15 protein-coding genes and 1 tRNA gene are annotated in these 16,868 nt (G+C 56.6%); 1 reads left to right on the top strand and 15 read right to left on the bottom strand.

The window, feature by feature from the left end; genetic code table 11:
• Nucleotides 1–1,387: hypothetical protein (locus HY282_02295; protein ID MBI3802577.1), on the bottom strand; the 1,387-nt coding region annotated here is incomplete at its 3' end.
• Nucleotides 1,388–2,189: 802 nt separating this feature from the next.
• Here HY282_02295 and HY282_02290 point away from each other — a divergent pair.
• On the top strand, nt 2,190–3,320 hold the full coding sequence (locus tag HY282_02290) for a hypothetical protein (GenBank protein MBI3802576.1): 1,131 nt from the start codon (nt 2,190–2,192) through the stop codon (nt 3,318–3,320).
• Between the two features lie 172 nt (nt 3,321–3,492).
• Here the strand turns inward: HY282_02290 and HY282_02285 are convergent, their stop codons facing one another.
• From HY282_02285 to HY282_02220, 14 genes are all read right to left on the bottom strand, one after another.
• The gene (locus HY282_02285; GenBank protein MBI3802575.1) at nt 3,493–4,575 is read right to left on the bottom strand and encodes an ABC transporter ATP-binding protein; all 1,083 of its coding nucleotides are present in this window, start codon (nt 4,573–4,575) and stop codon (nt 3,493–3,495) included.
• Nucleotides 4,559–5,236: a molybdate ABC transporter permease subunit gene (gene modB, locus HY282_02280; protein ID MBI3802574.1), complete on the bottom strand. Its 678-nt coding sequence runs from the start codon at nt 5,234–5,236 to the stop codon at nt 4,559–4,561. The genes HY282_02285 and modB overlap by 17 nt, the downstream gene beginning before the upstream one ends.
• Nucleotides 5,233–6,024, bottom strand: a complete 792-nt coding sequence (modA, locus tag HY282_02275; GenBank protein ID MBI3802573.1) for a molybdate ABC transporter substrate-binding protein — start codon at nt 6,022–6,024, stop codon at nt 5,233–5,235. The genes modB and modA overlap by 4 nt, the downstream gene beginning before the upstream one ends.
• Before the next feature lie 167 nt (nt 6,025–6,191).
• Nucleotides 6,192–6,776, bottom strand: coding sequence for a mismatch-specific DNA-glycosylase (locus HY282_02270; GenBank protein ID MBI3802572.1), 585 nt, complete (start codon nt 6,774–6,776; stop codon nt 6,192–6,194).
• A gap of 193 nt (nt 6,777–6,969) precedes the next feature.
• Entirely contained in the window at nt 6,970–7,248 is a 279-nt protein-coding gene (locus HY282_02265; GenBank protein MBI3802571.1) for a pyruvate ferredoxin oxidoreductase, read from the bottom strand.
• Between the two features lie 198 nt (nt 7,249–7,446).
• Nucleotides 7,447–8,187, bottom strand: coding sequence for a 2-oxoacid:acceptor oxidoreductase family protein (locus tag HY282_02260; protein ID MBI3802570.1), 741 nt, complete (start codon nt 8,185–8,187; stop codon nt 7,447–7,449).
• Between the two features lie 15 nt (nt 8,188–8,202).
• Nucleotides 8,203–9,102, bottom strand: a complete 900-nt coding sequence (locus HY282_02255; protein MBI3802569.1) for a ferredoxin oxidoreductase — start codon at nt 9,100–9,102, stop codon at nt 8,203–8,205.
• 15 nt (nt 9,103–9,117) lie between these two features.
• Nucleotides 9,118–10,359 carry a ferredoxin oxidoreductase gene (locus tag HY282_02250; protein MBI3802568.1) on the bottom strand — a complete coding sequence of 414 codons (1,242 nt, stop codon included), beginning with the start codon at nt 10,357–10,359 and terminating at the stop codon, nt 9,118–9,120.
• A gap of 82 nt (nt 10,360–10,441) precedes the next feature.
• Nucleotides 10,442–11,185 (bottom strand): hypothetical protein, encoded by a 744-nt coding sequence (locus HY282_02245; GenBank protein ID MBI3802567.1) that lies wholly within the window; start codon nt 11,183–11,185, stop codon nt 10,442–10,444.
• 142 nt (nt 11,186–11,327) lie between these two features.
• Nucleotides 11,328–13,160 carry a translational GTPase TypA gene (gene typA, locus HY282_02240; protein ID MBI3802566.1) on the bottom strand — a complete coding sequence of 611 codons (1,833 nt, stop codon included), beginning with the start codon at nt 13,158–13,160 and terminating at the stop codon, nt 11,328–11,330.
• 175 nt (nt 13,161–13,335) lie between these two features.
• Nucleotides 13,336–14,241, bottom strand: a complete 906-nt coding sequence (locus HY282_02235; GenBank protein MBI3802565.1) for a phosphoribosylaminoimidazolesuccinocarboxamide synthase — start codon at nt 14,239–14,241, stop codon at nt 13,336–13,338.
• Between the two features lie 109 nt (nt 14,242–14,350).
• A complete protein-coding gene (locus HY282_02230; protein MBI3802564.1) occupies nt 14,351–14,986 on the bottom strand; it encodes a histidine phosphatase family protein in 636 nt (211 codons plus the stop codon).
• A 256-nt stretch (nt 14,987–15,242) separates the two neighbouring features.
• Nucleotides 15,243–15,317 (bottom strand) — tRNA-Gly (locus tag HY282_02225).
• Between the two features lie 115 nt (nt 15,318–15,432).
• The coding region (locus HY282_02220) for a DUF4091 domain-containing protein (GenBank protein MBI3802563.1) at nt 15,433–16,868 on the bottom strand (1,436 nt) is incomplete at its 5' end.

The raw sequence follows: 16,868 nt of genomic DNA, 5'->3' as shown, positions 1-16,868 counted from the left end.
TCGTATTGAAGGGAAACCCTCCCGTCGGCTTCCCCTGCATCCAATTGTTCGGAACCGTCCAGATGTCCAGATAGCGGGTGTAGTTGGAGATCCCCAGGTAATGGGTGAAGCAATCTTCGCTCGCCTGCCGGCTACTGGTGATCATGATTGGGAGGTCAATTGCGTTGTCTTTAAAATACTTCGCCTTCTTGTAAACATTCGACCAGGCAGTCGAGGCCGCCCCGGTGTAGGTCCGATTGCATCGCCGGACCCCGCCCACGGAGGGATAGGGAGGCTCGTCCCAGAGATAATAGAAGAGTTGGGATTTCCATCCATTGTCGGCGATATGCCGGACATAATCTTTGTAATAGGCGACCGACTTCACCCCGGTGCTGCTCAACCCTGTTCCGTCCCGCATCCGGGCGCGGGTCAGTTTTGTTCCCGGAAGTTTTCCGTTCGGGAGGAGGTTCGGATTCCTGCCGTTGAGAAACTCCGGATAGCGCTGATTACAGCCGGTTGAGATCGCCGGGAGCGACCAGTTGATCTTTCCGAGGGTGCTGTTCCAGGCCGGCACCGGCCAAATGATATTTTCATTCGAAACATGGTGGAGAAGCAGCTCTTTCGTATAGAGGCAGAGGAGTTCCCACTGCTTGGCATCTCCAATGGCAGCCGTCCCGTAATGGCCGGTCTTCACCTCTCCGATTCCGACCACATAGGCGGTTTTGAGGGAAGGGACGGAAGGGAGGTCGAAATCACGGACCGTCAATCGGATCGGAATATTCGCAGCGACACGCCCGCCGACGGTGACCTGGGCAGTCCCTTTGTAGAGGCCGGCGGGGGTTCCCTGTGGAACATAGAGATCGACCCAGACCCCCTGCTTCCGGCCGGCGGCAATATTAAAGGGAAAAGCCGCGGTCGTCTCCCCCGGCATCCTTCGGACCTCGCCGAAGTACTCATCGACCTTCGGAACGAGGCCGTCGGGCCAGAGTCCCGGCTTCGCGGCCGAAGAAGAGAGCTTGGTCGAAACAATGGAGAGATAATGCTCCCGATAAATGACCGCGTTCTTCGGCCGGCCGTTGGCCCAGGAGAGGATCGTGTTGCCTTGGTCGTCTTTTAAATCGCTGACGGTGACATTCACCTGGGAGACCGACGAGGCCGCCGGTGCGGCGATAAAAATTTGGAACGGCTCGAATTCATTCCGCGCCGCCGAGAGGGCCACCCCCCCCTGGGCGCAGCCATTGGCCGAGCAGAGGTCGGCGCCCGCCGGGATCGGATCTCCCGTCGTTCCGCTGTTCGCCTGGCGGAGCTTCTCCATGCCGCTCCCCCACCAAATCGTTTGTGCATCGGCAAAACTGTTGCAAAGAAAAAAGACCGCCACTCCGAAAAACCATCCTTGCCATCGTTTCATTGACCTTCCTTTTACAAAAAGGTAAAAAATATGACCAAGGAGCATCGAACGAATTCCACCCGGCCGTCCGGATGAAACAACGCATGAAGAGCTTACAAAGGATCCAATGGCATCCCTCCTTTATTGAGAACGCGCCTCGCTTCACAGGGACAGCCGGTCTTTTAGAAGACAATCCGGCGCACCGCGACAGATGGGCGAACGGGAAGAACAATGCAGAGCACCGGTGCCTCTCTCAGGCGCAAAAGCGCCGGCGGGTCACCCTTCCGTACCAGAACTGTTTTTGATTTAAGTCAGCGGATCAGGAGGAACAGGAAGAGATTTTTTCAGAGTGGGAGGAGATTCGCGTTTAGCATCTCGGAGATCAAAATCATTTCATTGCAAAGATAGCAGAAAACGCTCTGTAGGCTATTGGGATTTGGCCTTACAGCCCATGCATAAAAAGCCTTAGACTGGCCGTAATGCCTGGTTCACCCTTAAAGGCAACGCCTATGATACCCATATGGGATGGACGGCGAAGAGGAAGACGCGACGAAGCGTCTCTCCGTCATCGACAAAATATCTTTTATTAAAAGAGTGGCATGCAATCAGCAAGCAATCATTAATCCATGCTGAGCAGCCAAGCGGCGGCGAGAGTCCATCTCGAGCGATCATGGCGGTCTTAAAGAGCGTCGTCCCCACTTTCCCATTGATTCCGATACGGCACTAGGGGTATCATCCGAGTAATGCAAATGGCACGGTTTCTAACCGTCATAATCAGGTCAACGCATCCACCACATAGAAAAGGGAGGTCCGAGAGATTTAGATGAACAGACGCGCATGGGGTGACGAACGTTTTCAGATGTCGGTATCGCTTTGGTTGATTGCATTGGGGCTTGTTTTCCTCTCTGTCCCGCCGGCAAACGCTGCGGATGGAAAGGGGGAGGCGAAGCTAGACGGTCGTGTCGCGGCACTCGAAGCCCAGGTGAAAACCTTGCTGTCGCGGGTTCAAGAGATTCATAAGCAGAATGAGGCGCAGCAGTCGCAAATTCAGGCGTTGAAGACGGAAAACCAAGCGCTCACGACGAAGCTCGGCTGTCTGTCCAAAGAGGGCGATGAGGTCTTCTTCACCGGTTGCAATGTGAATATCCGCAATGGACTCGGCAACACCTCGACCAAAAATGGCCTCGGAAATCTCATCATCGGATACAATGAAAAACAGCAGGAAAAGACCGCTTCGCCGAACGACCGGAGCGGCTCTCACAACCTTGTGATCGGTGTCAAACATACCTACAGCAACTACGGCGGCTTCGTCGCCGGATCGAACAACATCATCAGCGGAAGCTTTGCCAGCGTCAGCGGCGGGGGAGGAAACACCGCCGGCGGAAAGTTCTCCAGCGTCAGCGGCGGCGGGGCCAACATCGCCGGGGCGGACTATGCGAGCGTCAGCGGCGGGGCCTACAACAGCGCCAACTCCGACTCCAGCAGTGTCAGCGGGGGTCACCACAACACCGCCGACTGCTGTTACGCCAACAGCGTCAGCGGCGGGGGAGACAACCTCGCCCGGGGCACCTCGTCCAGCATCAGCGGCGGCGGCGGGAACAAAGCGATCGGCTATTTATCGAGCATCAGCGGCGGAAGCCGCAATACCGCCGGCGATGAGCAGGGCCTAAAACCGGGAGCGAGTGTCAGTGGCGGGGAAAACAACGCGGCAAACGGCACATTCAGCAGCGTAAGCGGAGGCGGGGCCAACAAAGCGATCGGCTATTTATCGAGCATCAGCGGCGGAAGCCACAACACGGCCGGTGAAGCACAGGCGGCGAGCTCGGGGGCGAGCGTCAGCGGGGGGGACAACAATACGGCCACCGGCGCCTTTAGCAGCATCAGCGGGGGGAACAATTTGACGGCAAAGGGAGAGGATTGCTGGCGAGCGGGCGGCCTCAAACATGGCTGTTAACCGACGATGCGTCGTCTGTTCGCTGGACGTTTCTCAAAAGTGAATCGGGAAAGGGTCTTTTACCCTTTCCCGGCATGGACCGTTCCCCACGGCCGCGGTCCGAAAGGCGCTGAGGATGCCGGTCAATCGTGGCGGGGTGGTGGGCGCCTCCATCGGCCCTCGCCGTCTGATCTCAGCCGACTGGGATGAGATGGACGGAAGAGGCTTTGATGACCGCCGTAATTTCGGCACCCGGTTGAAGGGAAAGCTCCTCCACCGCTTGGCGGGTGACCAAGGCGGTGAGCGGGAACCCACAGTCGATCGCAACCCGAACCTGCGCACCGACCGGAATCAACTCTTGAACAAATCCACGAAGCCGGTTGCGGGCGCTGCTCTGCGCCGGCTCTCCCCGCTCCAGAACCACCTCTTCGGCACGGATTGAGACGAAACAGCGGCCGCCGGGGGGGGGCTCTCCGACGGCGACCAGCCGTCCCTTCCCAAGCTTCAACACCAATCGCTCCGCCGACCCATCGACCACCTGCGCAGGGAGGAGGTTCTCGACGCCGACAATCTTCGCCACCTCGGGGCTGGCGGGGCGGCTGAAGAGCGCCAGCGGCGGACCTTGTTGAAGAATGGCCCCTTCGGAGAAGATCATCAAATCCTCCCCCAACGTCATCGCATCGACGAGATCGTGCGTGACCACCAGGACCACCGCCCCGGTCTCCTCCACCCACCGCTTCACCTCTCCCCGAACGGCGGCCCGCGTTCGAAGATCGAGCGCGGAGAAGGGTTCATCCAACAATAAGAGCCGCGGCCGCGGCGCCAGCGCGCGCGCCAAGGCAACCCGCTGTTGCTCGCCGCCGGAGAGGGCTCCTGGAAAGCGATCCTCTTTCCCGATTAATTGAAACCGGTCGATCCAACGACGAACCGTCTCGTCGTTTTCCGCACGGCTCCGTCGGCGCAGGCCGTAGATGATATTTTCACGCACCGTCAAATGGGGAAAGAGCGGGTAATCTTGGAAAAGAAGGCCGACCGAGCGTTTCTGCGGCGGGAGAGAGATCGCGCGCGCGCCGTCGAACCAGACCGCGTCGCCATAGCGGATCTCCCCCCGCTCCGGTGCGAGAAGCCCCGCCAGACAATGAAGCAGGGTGCTCTTGCCGCTCCCGGAGGGGCCGAAGAGGACGACGATCCGGGGCGCATCGAGCGGAATCGAAAAAGCGGTTTTAAGCTGCCTCCCCTGGGAAAGGGGGGTATGAAGATCAACGGTCAAATCCACCGACGGCCCCCCGCTTTCGATTCAGATACGATACGACCGAGAGAAAGAGAAAGGAGAGAACAAGAAGAACCAGCGCCGTTTCCGCCGCCGCCCGGTGATTGAGCGCTTGGACCTGATCGTAGAGATCGATCGAAAGGGTCCGCGTGGCCCCCGGTATACTTCCACCGACCATCAAGACGACGCCGAACTCCCCCAGGGTATGGGCGAAGCTGAGGATGAAAGCGGTCAGGATACCATTTCTCGACAGCGGCAGAACGATCCGGAGAAAGGTCCTCCCGCGCGACTCTCCGAGAACCCACGAGTTCTGAACGAGCCGCGGATTCACCGCCGAGAAGGCGGTCGCCAACGGCTGCACGGCGAAAGGGAGAGAATAGAGGATCGAGGCGATCAAAAGGCCGCCGAACGTAAACGGCAGAGTCGTCCCAAAAATCGCTTCATAAAACGATCCGAGCGGACTGCGCGGACCGAACGCCACCAGAAGATAAAAACCCAACACCGTCGGAGGAAGGATAATCGGCAGGGCGACGACCGCCTCGACCAAAAACTTCCAGCGCCACCGAGAGGTGACGATCCAATAGGCCAGCGGAATGCCGATGAGCAAGAGGAGAATCGCGGTGAAGGAGGCGAGCCGGATCGAGAGCCGGAAAGCTTCCCAATTCATTTCGCCTCCGCAGGAAGGGTAAACCCATAACGCTCTAAGATCGCTCTTCCCGCTCTCCCCCTTACGAAATCGATCAGCGACTGCGCCCGTTCCTTTTCTTTGCTTCGACGCAAGACGACCACCGCCTGATGAAGCGGCGGGTAAGAATCGACCGGGACGGGCCAGAGCCGTCCCTGCGCTTTCATCGGTGCGGCGCTTGCGTGGGAGAGGGAGAGGAGGGCAATCTCCGCATTTCCGGACTGAACAAATTGGGCCGCTTGGGAGATGTTTTCACCGAGGACCAAGCGAGATTGAACCCGATCGTAAAGCCCCGCCGATTGCAGCGCGGCGACCGCCGCCTTGCCGTAGGGAGCGTGCGTCGGATTGGCGATGGCAATTTTTCGAACCGTCGGATGGAGGAGCGCCTGCATCCCCTCCTGCGCAAGATCGATCGGGGAATCGTTCGGAACCCAGAGAATCAGCCGGCCGGTGGCATATCGATCGAAAGATTCAGGGAGCGCAAGCCCCGCCTCGATCAGCCGCTTCGGATAACTCTCATCGGCCGAGAAAAAGAGATCGAACGGCGCACCCGCCATGATCTGGGCGACGAAGCTCCCGGAGGCGCCGAAGGAGATCTTCACGACACTGCCGGTCGCTTTCTCGAAGGCGGAAGCGATCTCGCCGAGGGCGAACTGAAGGTCGGAGGCGGCGGCGAGGGTGAGGGTCGGCTGGGATTCCGCAGGGGTCAACGGTGCGGTGGCAAAGAGTGAGAGGAGAACCAAAAACAAAAGTGGAAGGATCCGGTTCACTTCTTTACTCCTTTTTTTACTCCTTCGAGTCTATTTAGTAGATCTCAAAGGCACCCTTTTACAAGCCCGCGCGAATGCGCGTTCTCCTCCAAGCATGCTCCGCCGATTGAAGAATCGTCCCGGCTTTTGCTCAACGCTGGCCTGTCGCACCGAAAACGGAATTTGCTTCAGCCGGTTTTAACAAAAGTCCTTAGCTCTTTGAACCAGAAGAGAACCACTTCTCTGGAGTACGCCGCGTTCCTTCGGCTCGTGGAGGGAACGACGAAAACCCGGCTCTCTCCGATTCGATCCGGTTTCGCCCCCGGTCCGTCTTTCCGCCCGAAAAGCGCGCGAAAGGCGGTCAGTCCGTTAAAGCAGACCACCTTGGGACGCCACATCGCGATTTTATTCCGAACGACGGTTGCCCCCGTGTCAAACTCCTCCCACGCCAGATCGGACGCGCGGTCGCTCGAGCGTTTGACGACATCGGTCAACCCGATGCCGAGTCGCACGAGCTTCCAGTCGTCTTCCGGCTGGAGTGCTTTGGGAATGAGGCCGCTCTCATAAAGCATCGGCCAGAAAAGATTGGTGGTGCGGGCGTAGTAATGTCCGACTTCCGCCGAATAGGTGCCGGGGTTGATCCCGACGAAGACGAGCTCAAGATCCGCTTCTAGAATGTCGGGGAGCGACGGCATGATGGGGAGGGTCTCACTCCGATTGGCCCGGCCGGAGCGGCTCGTGGCAGACTTCGCAATGGAAGGCGTCGGGATCATTCTGATGACGGCACTCGGGACAAGCCAGGTAGCGAAGCTTCGAAGAGGGGAATTCGGTCAGACACTTGTCGCACCACGGCATGGCCGGATCGTTCTCATGACCACATTTTTGGCATTTCATAACAGACCTCGAAGAAAAAAATAGGCTGACCTGATTTTATCAGATCAGCCTATTAAAAGAAATCAAGATGACTTATTTCCCGACGACGATCGTCTCCTTAAAGCCGACCTTCGAGATCTCAAACCCATTCTTCAGCTCCGTAATGGTGACCATCTTGATGGCGTGATGCTTGGCCAAATCGTCGCAGATTCCGACACAGATCTCGCAGCCTTTGCACCGATCGACAGCAATATAAGCGCTGTTTCTCACCGAGTCATAAAGAATGGTGTTCGCCTCGGGACAGAACTGTGTGCATAGGCGACACTTCGTTGCTCCACAAATATCAATATCGACATCCGCGACTGAATACATCCAACATCCTCCATCTATTTAGATGTGGGGCCTGTGCGGCAACGGAAGAAAAAGGGCTCCCATGCCCCACGCCCGCGGCTCGGCCAGGCAAAGCCTGCTCCGCGCCTTTATTTCTATAAATTAGGGTCCGTCACATTCGCCAAGACAGCTGCTCTCTTTTATTCTTTCTGAACCAGCCTGGCTCCAGACTCCTACCTCTTACACACTTGCTTTTATCAGCTTGTCCGAGGCGGTGACCCGGTCTTTCTGCCACTGATTCCATCCCTGCTCGATCGCATACTCATGGGCCGCCTGGACCACCGCGAAATTCTTCGCCACCAATTCGGCTTTTTTTGCGAACTTCTTCTCGATGACGTTGTCCAGAGAGGCAGTTCCGCCGGAGACGACAAATCCTTTTCCGAGAAAACGCTCTTTCACCGACTGCTCCAACGATTTGAGATCGGGCATCTGGATAATCCCTGCGATCGCGCCGCACATCGCCATGTTCGTCGCCAGATCGGTCCCACCGACTTCGTTGGCGATCTTCGTCGCGGGGATGTAGCAGATCTTCGCGTTATTTTCTTCCAGCTCGCGGACCTGATCCGGAATCATCGGGACGGGGGTATCGCTGTTGATCAAGACCACCCCATCTTTCTTTAACCCCCAATAGAACGGCATGGTGTACGACTTACCGTGGGTGATCACCTGCGGATGGAAAATCATGATGATGTTCGGATAAATGATCTCTCCGATTTCATAAATCTTCCCCGACGCGATTCGGACGTAGCTTTCGACCGGCGCCATCCGTTTCTCAGATCCGAAGAAGGGGACCAGCGTGCTCTCCCCTTTTCCGATGATCACCCCGTTGCTTAAGATATGGGAGGCGGTTACCACCCCCTGACCTCCGATACCCGCCATGCGGATGTTAAATCGCTTTACTCCCGTATCAATTGCGGCCATGCTCAACCTCCTCGTTTACTTGGTCTCTTGGGATTCCGCCTTCTCAGCAGGACCCTTCAGCTTGCGACGATCGGCTTCCGTCTTCTCCCAGTAGGCTTTTGCCTCGTCGGTGAAGTATTCCATGAATCCGTACCGATCTTTCTCGACCATCCGGGCATCATCCATCACCTTCGGTGTCGGAATCGCATACTCGATGTTGCAGGAAGTATACGCCTGGATGTAGGTCGGGCCGACTTCGCGAGCAATCAAGACCGCTTTCCGAATCGTCGTGGCGACGCGGGTCGGATTGGTCGGGGCGATCCGAGCGATGTAGGCGACCCCGGAAGTCTTCGCAAGACCGATCATATCCATCTTCTCGAACTTCTTTCCGTTTGGGGCCATCTTCAAGACCATCCCCTTTTGGGTCATTCCGCTCTCTTGTCCGCCGGTATTGCCGTAGACTTCATTGTCGAGCATGACAGTGGTGAACTTCTCTTTCCGGAACCAGGAGTGCATCACCGCCGAGAAACCGATGTCGGCCAAACCGCCGTCTCCCGCCATCACGATGACATCCTTCGGCTTGTCTTTGAACCGGACCGAGAGACCGCGCTTCAACCCGCTGGCCACCGCATTGGTGTCGCCGTAGTTTCCATAGACGAAGGGGATCGCCGCCTGGCTCAAGGCCAACCGCCCACAGCCGGCCGTTCCGATGATGACCGAATTCTCGACACTCGGCAGCGCGAGGAGGGCGACCCGGATAAAAAGGGTCATTGCACAGCCGGCACACATCGGATGCTCTTCGAGAATTTCCTTAAAAGAGCCGAGCTCCGAGACTTTTCGCTCTTTCGTGAACGGACCGTTTTCGACGAGATCCTGATATTCCTTCGGTAAAAACTTCTGGAACCCTGGAGAGACGCGAACTGTTTCTAAAGCCATGAGAGAACCTCCTATTTACCGTCTGTTTGGCGTACCCATAATATATTCCAAGATTAACTCTGTCGGCATCGACATCCCACCGAACACCCTCGGCCCGGAAATCACCCGCTCGCTTCCTCGAATGGTCGACTTGACCTCTTTGGCCAGCCAGCCGACATAATTGAACTCCGGGACAATAATTTTTTCAGCATGGTCGAGCGCCGCCCGCACCTCGTCCGCCGGGAAGGGCCGGACCGATTTAATCTTCACCAAACCGACTTCAAGCCCCTGCTCGGCCGCCTGTCGGACCGCTTCACGGGACTGAGACACAGCCGAGCCCGAAGCAACGATCATGATTTTTGCTTTCGGATTAACGACCTCGATCAGTCCGCCTAACCAGCGATCGATCCACTTCCGGGAACGCTCCTGCGCCGCCCAGATCTCCTGCTGCCAAGAGGCGTGCATCTGATAGGAGATGAAGTTCGACTTTTGAATCGGCGCATCGCGGGAGATACGGATCGGCGGATTTTCGTTATCCATCATCGGCACCGCTTCATGGTAACAGTCCCGAGGAGGAAGCTTAATATCGGCCGCGGGAAGCGAGACCCAGCCGCGCGCATGGGTGACGAAGAATCCGTCCACCGCCACGGCGACAGGGAGGGTCACCTCCGGCTTCTCGCCGATCATAAACGCCGCAAGCGAATAATCATAGAAATCTTGTTGGTTTTCGGCATGGAAAAGAAGACAGCCGGTGTTCAGCATGTAGGAGAGCTCGACGTTATCGGGCTGAATCGCCAACGGGGCGTTGATCACCCGGCACATAATTAAAAGAACCGCCGGCAGGCGTCCGCCCGGCCAGGAGGAGATGACCTCCAAACCTCTCATCAAACCCGGTCCGGCGGTCGCGGACAAGCAGCGGACCCCGGAGCGGGATGCGCCGGCGATGGCCGACATCACACCATACTCTTCTTCACCACGATAATAATCTTTGACATACCCCTCGGCATAGAGATAGCCGACCTGCTGCATCGTTTCGCTCTGAGGGGTGATCGGATAGGAGATCGCCACATCAACATTGGCCCGCCGGATCGCCTCTTTCGCCGCCTCGCTCCCGGTAATGAACGTCTTCTCACGGGGTGCCTGCAAAAAGAGATAGTCGGGATCGACCACCCGCTGCGCCGCCGCCCCCTTCTTCGCCTCTTTGGTAGGCGCCGGGGCTGCAGTGATCACGTCTCCCTGGGGATTGGTTTTAACCTCTTCTCCGAGTCCTTCGCTCATTATTTGGTGACCTCCTTCTTAAGGGGCTCCCCAGAAACATTCTCTTTGGGGCCAGAATCAACAACTAAAAATCAACAGAGAGTTATTCCTCGTTCTCGTCCAACCCTTTTTCCAAATCGTGCGAGAAACCGGCCTCGACCATCTCTTCCGCAGGCTTTACCATATTCGCGCCCGTCAAGCCGGCAATTTGGGCCCATCCGGAGGGGATAATTCCTTGTCCTTCGTATAAGGGCTTGACCCCGTTCTTCTTCACCCGTCTCAGCGTCTCGGCAAAGTTCTTCAGCTTTTCGGCGGTAAAGTTGGGAACGGAGGCCATGGCATCTTCATGACCCGCCTCGGCGCAGAGGGCGATGGTATAACAGTTCGTTCCCGCGCGGATCATTTTGAGAGTGATGTTTGCGAAATGGCAATGGACGCCGATAAAGATGCACGCTTCGATTTTATTGTGCCAGATGGTGAGATTCGGATGGCAGGGATTGATCACCGCTTCCGGATCGATTTTCGGATAGATCGGACGATAATCCGGCATCGGGATGATTCGAACGCCGGGGATCTCATTTGCCACATCAAAAAAAGGAGCCGACTTCTCAATCGTATGGTCATTCCATCCCCAGAGCATCAGCGGACCGGGGAAAAGGGTCGGATTCTTCCGCGTCAGCATGGCAATGGCGGCCGCTTCCATCGCCTTTTCTTCAGGAACAATTCTTCCCTCGACCAAACCTTCCCCATCCTCAGGAAGATGGATTCCCATAATGGCTGCGGCGGGGGGGAGCAGCCCCTCGGGACCTGTAACAACACGGTAGGCTGGCTCTTGCGTCTGATTCATCACAACTCCTTATTTTTCCTAGAAAATACTCTCGGTTTTTTTAGTGGACCGGCCCGCAGGATATGTCGAAAATATGGGTTCATGATAATACACGGCTGTAATCCTTGTCAAATCAAAAATCACGCCAAAAACGCTTTTTTATCTATTTCTTAGCTGATCGCTTCCGCTCCAGATCGCTGAGGTATTTCTTGCGAAGCCGGATCGTTTGAGGGGTCACTTCGAGGAGCTCATCATCCGCGAGAAACGCGATCGCCTCTTCCAGACTCATTTTCCTCGGCTGGGTGAGCACCAACGCATCTTCGGCGGTGGAAGATCTGAAATTGGTCAGATGCTTTTTCTTTGAGGCATTGACGACCAGATCGTTTGCGCGGGAGTGCTCTCCGATCACCATTCCCTCATAGATCTTTTCTCCGGGGGCGACGAAGAGGACCCCGCGCTCCTGAATATGGTGGAGCGAGAAGAGGATCGCTTCGCCGGTTTCCATCGAAATCAGCGCCCCCTTGGTTCGGGATGAGATCTCTCCCTTATACGGCTGAAAGGAGGAGAAGGTGTAGTTCATGATCCCGGTCCCGCGGGTGGCGGTCAAGAATTCGGAGCGATAGCCGATCAGACCCCGGGAGGGAACCTCGAATTCAAGACGGACATGCGAACCATGCGCACTTCCCATATTGACCATCTCCCCGCGCCGACGGCCCAACCCCTCCATCACGGTTCCGATGTAGGTCTCTTCAACGTCGAGCCAGAGCCGTTCAATCGGCTCATGGGTTTGCCCCTCAACCTCTTTCAAAATAACGGTCGGTCGAGATACGGCAAACTCATATCCTTCCCGTCGCATCGTCTCGATTAAAATCGAGAGATGAAGCTCTCCCCGTCCCGATACCTTAAAGATGTCGGTGCTGCCGGTCTCTTCGATCCGGAGCGCGACGTTGGAGCGGAGTTCCCGATAGAGCCGCTCGCGCAGGTTTCGGCTGGTGACGAACTTTCCCTCTTTCCCGGCGAACGGAGAGGTGTTGACCATAAAATTCATCGAGATCGTCGGCTCGCCGATGGAGATGGTCGGAAGCGCCTCAGGGGTATTCGGATCGGCGAGCGTTGCGCCGATCTGCGTCTCCTCAAAACCGGCCACGCCGATGATCTCGCCGGCCGCCGCTTCAGGCAGCTCAACTTTTTTCAGCCCTTCGTACCCGATGATTCGGCTGACTTTTCCTTTCACAATCTCTCCGCCGGTTTGGATGAGCGCCAAAGGCTCTCCGACTCGGATTTTTCCTCTGAAGACCCGGCCCAGCGCGATGCGGCCGACGAAATTATCATAGTCGAGAGAGGTCACCAACATCTGGAGCGGCGCCGTCGCATCGCCCGGAGGAGGGCTGACCCTCGAAATGATCGTTTCGAACAAAGGCGAAAGATCGGTGGAGGTGTCTTCCAAGTTCATCTTGGCAAAACCGGCTTTCGCTGAAGCATAAACGATGGGGAAATCGAGCTGATCGTTGTCCGCTTCCAATTCGAGAAAGAGTTCGATCACCTGATCGACCACCTCTTTGGGCCGCGCGTCGGTGCGGTCAATTTTGTTGATCACGACGATCGGACGAAGGTGAAGCTCAAGCGCTTTTCTCAAAACAAACTTCGTCTGAGGCATCGCCCCTTCAAAGGCATCGACCAAGAGAAGGACGCCATTGACCATATTGAGGGTCCGCTCGACCTCTCCGGAGAAGTCGGCATGGCCCGGGGTGTCGACGATATTGATCTTGAAATCCTTATAATGGACCGAGGTGTTCTTCGCTAGGATCGTGATTCCCCGCTCGCGCTCGAGATCGTTCGAGTCCATCACCCGCTCAACCATCCCTTCATGCGACTTGAAGGCGCCCCCTTGACGGAGCATCTTGTCGACCAACGTCGTCTTGCCGTGGTCGACGTGCGCGATGATCGCGATGTTTCGGATATCTTCTCTCAATTTGGTTTGGATTTCGGCCTTCATCCTTCTATCGATTCCCCTCAAAAAAAAACCCCAAAAGCTTGGGGTTTAGTGAACACACTCAGACCCAAAATAGAACGTGACCTGGATTATAACATTCAGGGGTCCCTTCGTCAACCATTTTACGTCAAGGGTATCCCGTTGCCGTAAAAAAGTCGCCATCAATCAACGCGAAAACTTACTTCGTCAATCGATCGAGCGCTTCCTCATACTTTTGGCTCGTCTGCTCCACCACCGAAGGGGGAAGATGGGGCGGGGGCGGATTCCCGTTCCAGTGGATCGAGAGGAGATAATCCCGAACATATTGTTTGTCAAAGCTCGGCTGGCCTGTTCCGGGCTGATAGGTATCCATCGGCCAGAAGCGCGACGAATCGGGGGTGAGGAGCTCGTCGATCAAAATCGGGCGCTTCGTTTTTGGATCGAGGCCGAACTCCATTTTGGTATCTGCGATGATGATGCCGCGCGCTTCCGCATGCGCCGCCGCTTTCTTGTAAATATTCAGACTTGCGGTGCGGACCTCTTCCGCTAAGGCCGCTCCGACCTTCGACTTCATCTCATCAAACGGAATATTGATGTCATGGGTCCCCATCGGCGCCTTGGTCGAGGGGGTAAAGATCGGCTCCGGAAGCCGCGCCGATTCGACCAGTCCCGCCGGCAGCTTCTCGCCGCAGACCGTTCCGCTTTTCTGATACTCCTTCCATCCTGACCCGGAGAGATAGCCGCGAACGATGCATTCGACCGGCAGCGGCTCGGCCTTCCGGACCAACATGCTCCGCCCTTCCAATACGTCGCGATGGGGCTGGCACTGTTTCGGGAAGCGGTCGAAGTCGGCGGTAATCACATGATTCGGCACCGAATCTCCCATCTTGGCAAAATGGTTGAACCAATGGAGAGAGAGCTGCGTGAGAACATAGCCTTTCCCCGGAATGCCTTCAGGTAGCACGACGTCGAACGCGGAGATTCGATCGGAGGCAACAAAGAGAAATGAATCGCCGAGATCATAGATGTCGCGGACCTTTCCCCGCACCGGCGTCCCCAACCCGGACAGATCGCTCTGCAGCAGAACCTCTTTCGGCTTCTTCATTTTAATCATCGTTCGGAACCCCTCCGTCACCGTTTAAAATTATTTCTTTTTAGCCTATTCGAACTCTCATTGTCAATCTTCAAAGCAGGCCGCTTTGCCGATTCACTCCTCAGCCGTTCACCAGCCGGACCAGGACCCGCTTTCGGTAGAAGTCGATGATGTTCAGCCCGCCATACTTTTGTTCGATTCGGAAGAGGGCCCGAGGCGGCTGACAAAGAGAGGCGGCGAGGATCATCTTATTCACCCCGCCATGCGCCACCACTGCCACCTCTTCTCCCGGATGCGTTTTTAAGATCCGCTCCAGGGCCCAGAAAACCCGCTCCCCCACCTCACGATAGGTCTCCGCCCCTTCGGGCCGGCTGTCCATCGGATCAGTCAGCCAGGCGTTCCATGCCTCGGGATACCGGCCGGCAATCTCCTCGGCCGTACACCCCTCCCAGACCCCGAAGTTTTTCTCGCGCAAGGCCGGCATCTCATAAAGCGGCACCCCGCAGGTTTTGGCAATCGCCTCCCCTCCCCGGCGGCTCCGCTCAAGATCGCTTGTGTAAACCGCTTCGATCGGAAGACCGGCCAGCCGCGCAGCCGCGTCTTCCAGTTGGGAGATCCCTCTCGGCGTGAGTCCGACATCGGTCTGACCGTTGTACGTCTTCCGCTCAAAGGTCGTGACCTCGCCATGCCGGAAAAGGTAAATCCGTGTCGGCCGATCGTCCAGAAGAAAAGGATACCCGTTTACTTCAAGCAGCATTCCGTGATACCTCGGGGTGATAATGCGGTTCTCTTAATATAAAAAGCCGGGACTCTGGCAGAGAACCCGGCTAATTAAGAACGAACTGGAGCGGGAGACGGGATGGCTCCCTAAAAGAGGGAGCGTGCCGTATGGAGGCTTCGCTTTATAAAATGGCCGTCGCGCCGCTCTGCGATGCGACGGCCACGTCATCGAACCCGCGGTCGCGGGTTACCTCTCAAAGCCTCTTTACGCTGTCTTCACTTTAAAAAAGAACTGGAGCGGGAGACGGGATTCGAACCCGCGACCAAGAGCTTGGGAAGCTCCTACGCTACCACTGCGCTACTCCCGCACAATGCTTACATCCCAGGCGACGGCGCTCGAATACTTGAATCCTATGGCCGTTTTCCAGGGGACAATTGAAAGGTAATTTACACCTTAATTATAGGGAGTGTCAAGCCTTTTGCCTAGCGCGCGGGTGTTGGATTCGGAGGGGCCGCAGCAGGATTCAGATGCGAGAGGATCTGTAGGGCGACCTTCTCACGGGCCTCGTAGAGGAGCGCCGGATCTTTGCTCCAGGTGTAGGTGTTGGTCACGAGACGGGCCGCCTGTTGCTGCGCGAAAGCCTCCTCGCCGAGGCCCTTGAGGAGAGCCAAATACTCATAATCTTCCATCCCCTCCCGGAGCAGTTTTAAACGAATCGATTCGATCGGGATCTGACTTTTTCCGCCGATCTGGTCCGGCCGGCCGGGATAATAGAGCGTTCCATCCCCGTTGCCGCCGTAATAATATTGCGTCGTCCAAGGGTCTCCCGATCCGAAAGCATAAACCATGTCGTAATAAAGCTCTCCCTGAATATGATATTTGAATGTCATCCATTGCATGATCCGATTAAACATCGCCGGCAGATCGATCATGACCGCAGGCCAGCCGGTGTGATAGCCGGCACGATCTTCCGGGCCGCCGCCGATGATGCCGCAGCCATGACTGCCGCAAGCCTGATACCACCAGACCTCCGGGCCATATCTACTCCTCTGATTTCCGATCGTGTCGTTTCCCCCCGGCACTTCCGAACGCGGACTCGGCGCAGGCTTGTTGTCCATAAACCGGAGGGTCGGAACGAAGAGATCGATGAGAGAGGCGACCCCGTTTTTGGACGCGCTTTGATAACTCGTCGTGACCAGCGCGCGCAGCTTCGGGTCTGCTTGATGAAGGGCCGTTGCGCGAACCCGAATCGTTTTCCAATCCCCCGCCGTCTTCGGTTCATCGGAGGTGTATTCAAAAACGCGATCAAACCATCCTTTTGATTTGGTATGGAGGGCGACCTCTTTTAAAAAGGGAACATCGGTCTCGTGTGACCAGACCGACATCCGGTAGCTGGTCTCCTTCGCTCCGGAAAGTTTCCCTCCCGGAAGGCTCGCCGTTCCGTCCAGAAAAGGACCAAAGGTCGAATCAAACTGAGCCCACTTTCCGGGAAGGGTCTGCGGTCCGGGAAGGTAATCGTTGGTCAGCCGATGGAGCAGATTCGCTTTTGTATATAACGTCACCAGGTCGAGATGCCCCTTTTTCTCGGGATCATATTTCCCGATCTGATGTCCGAGTGTAATGAGATGGTAATCGATCGAGTAGGCCGATTTGAGGGTAGCGGTGGAAGGGAGGGTGAAATTCCAGACGGTGAGCTGGATCGGAACGACCACCGGATTCTGGCCGGAGGCGGTGACGGTGGCCGACCCGGAGTAGACCCCGGCGGCGGCCGTGACCGGGATATAAATCTCGATCCAGATCGGCTGGTTTCTGCCTGCTCCTACCGAGAAAGGAAAAGCATTGCGGAGCTCTCCGACGTACTCGTCTTTCTTCGGAATCAGCGCATCGGGCCACTCTCCCGTCGCCCCCTGAATGGTCG

It is taken from the genome of Candidatus Manganitrophaceae bacterium (genome assembly GCA_016200325.1).
GTDB lineage: Bacteria > Nitrospirota > Nitrospiria > SBBL01 > Manganitrophaceae > Manganitrophus.
The sequence above is the reverse complement of the archived record's forward strand: the minus strand, read 5'-3'. Positions and strand labels throughout refer to the sequence as shown.

Excerpts from the sequence above, each read along its gene's own strand:
- HY282_02290 (MBI3802576.1), top strand. The coding sequence starts at position 2,190 with ATGAACAGACGCGCATGGGGTGACGAACGTTTTCAGATGTCGGTATCG.
- modB (MBI3802574.1), bottom strand. The coding sequence starts at position 5,236 with ATGAATTGGGAAGCTTTCCGGCTCTCGATCCGGCTCGCCTCCTTCACC.
- HY282_02270 (MBI3802572.1), bottom strand. The coding sequence starts at position 6,776 with ATGATCCCGACGCCTTCCATTGCGAAGTCTGCCACGAGCCGCTCCGGC.
- HY282_02265 (MBI3802571.1), bottom strand. The coding sequence starts at position 7,248 with ATGTATTCAGTCGCGGATGTCGATATTGATATTTGTGGAGCAACGAAG.
- HY282_02260 (MBI3802570.1), bottom strand. The coding sequence starts at position 8,187 with ATGGCCGCAATTGATACGGGAGTAAAGCGATTTAACATCCGCATGGCG.
- HY282_02255 (MBI3802569.1), bottom strand. The coding sequence starts at position 9,102 with ATGGCTTTAGAAACAGTTCGCGTCTCTCCAGGGTTCCAGAAGTTTTTA.
- HY282_02250 (MBI3802568.1), bottom strand. The coding sequence starts at position 10,359 with ATGAGCGAAGGACTCGGAGAAGAGGTTAAAACCAATCCCCAGGGAGAC.
- HY282_02245 (MBI3802567.1), bottom strand. The coding sequence starts at position 11,185 with ATGAATCAGACGCAAGAGCCAGCCTACCGTGTTGTTACAGGTCCCGAG.
- typA (MBI3802566.1), bottom strand. The coding sequence starts at position 13,160 with ATGAAGGCCGAAATCCAAACCAAATTGAGAGAAGATATCCGAAACATC.
- HY282_02235 (MBI3802565.1), bottom strand. The coding sequence starts at position 14,241 with ATGAAGAAGCCGAAAGAGGTTCTGCTGCAGAGCGATCTGTCCGGGTTG.
- HY282_02230 (MBI3802564.1), bottom strand. The coding sequence starts at position 14,986 with ATGCTGCTTGAAGTAAACGGGTATCCTTTTCTTCTGGACGATCGGCCG.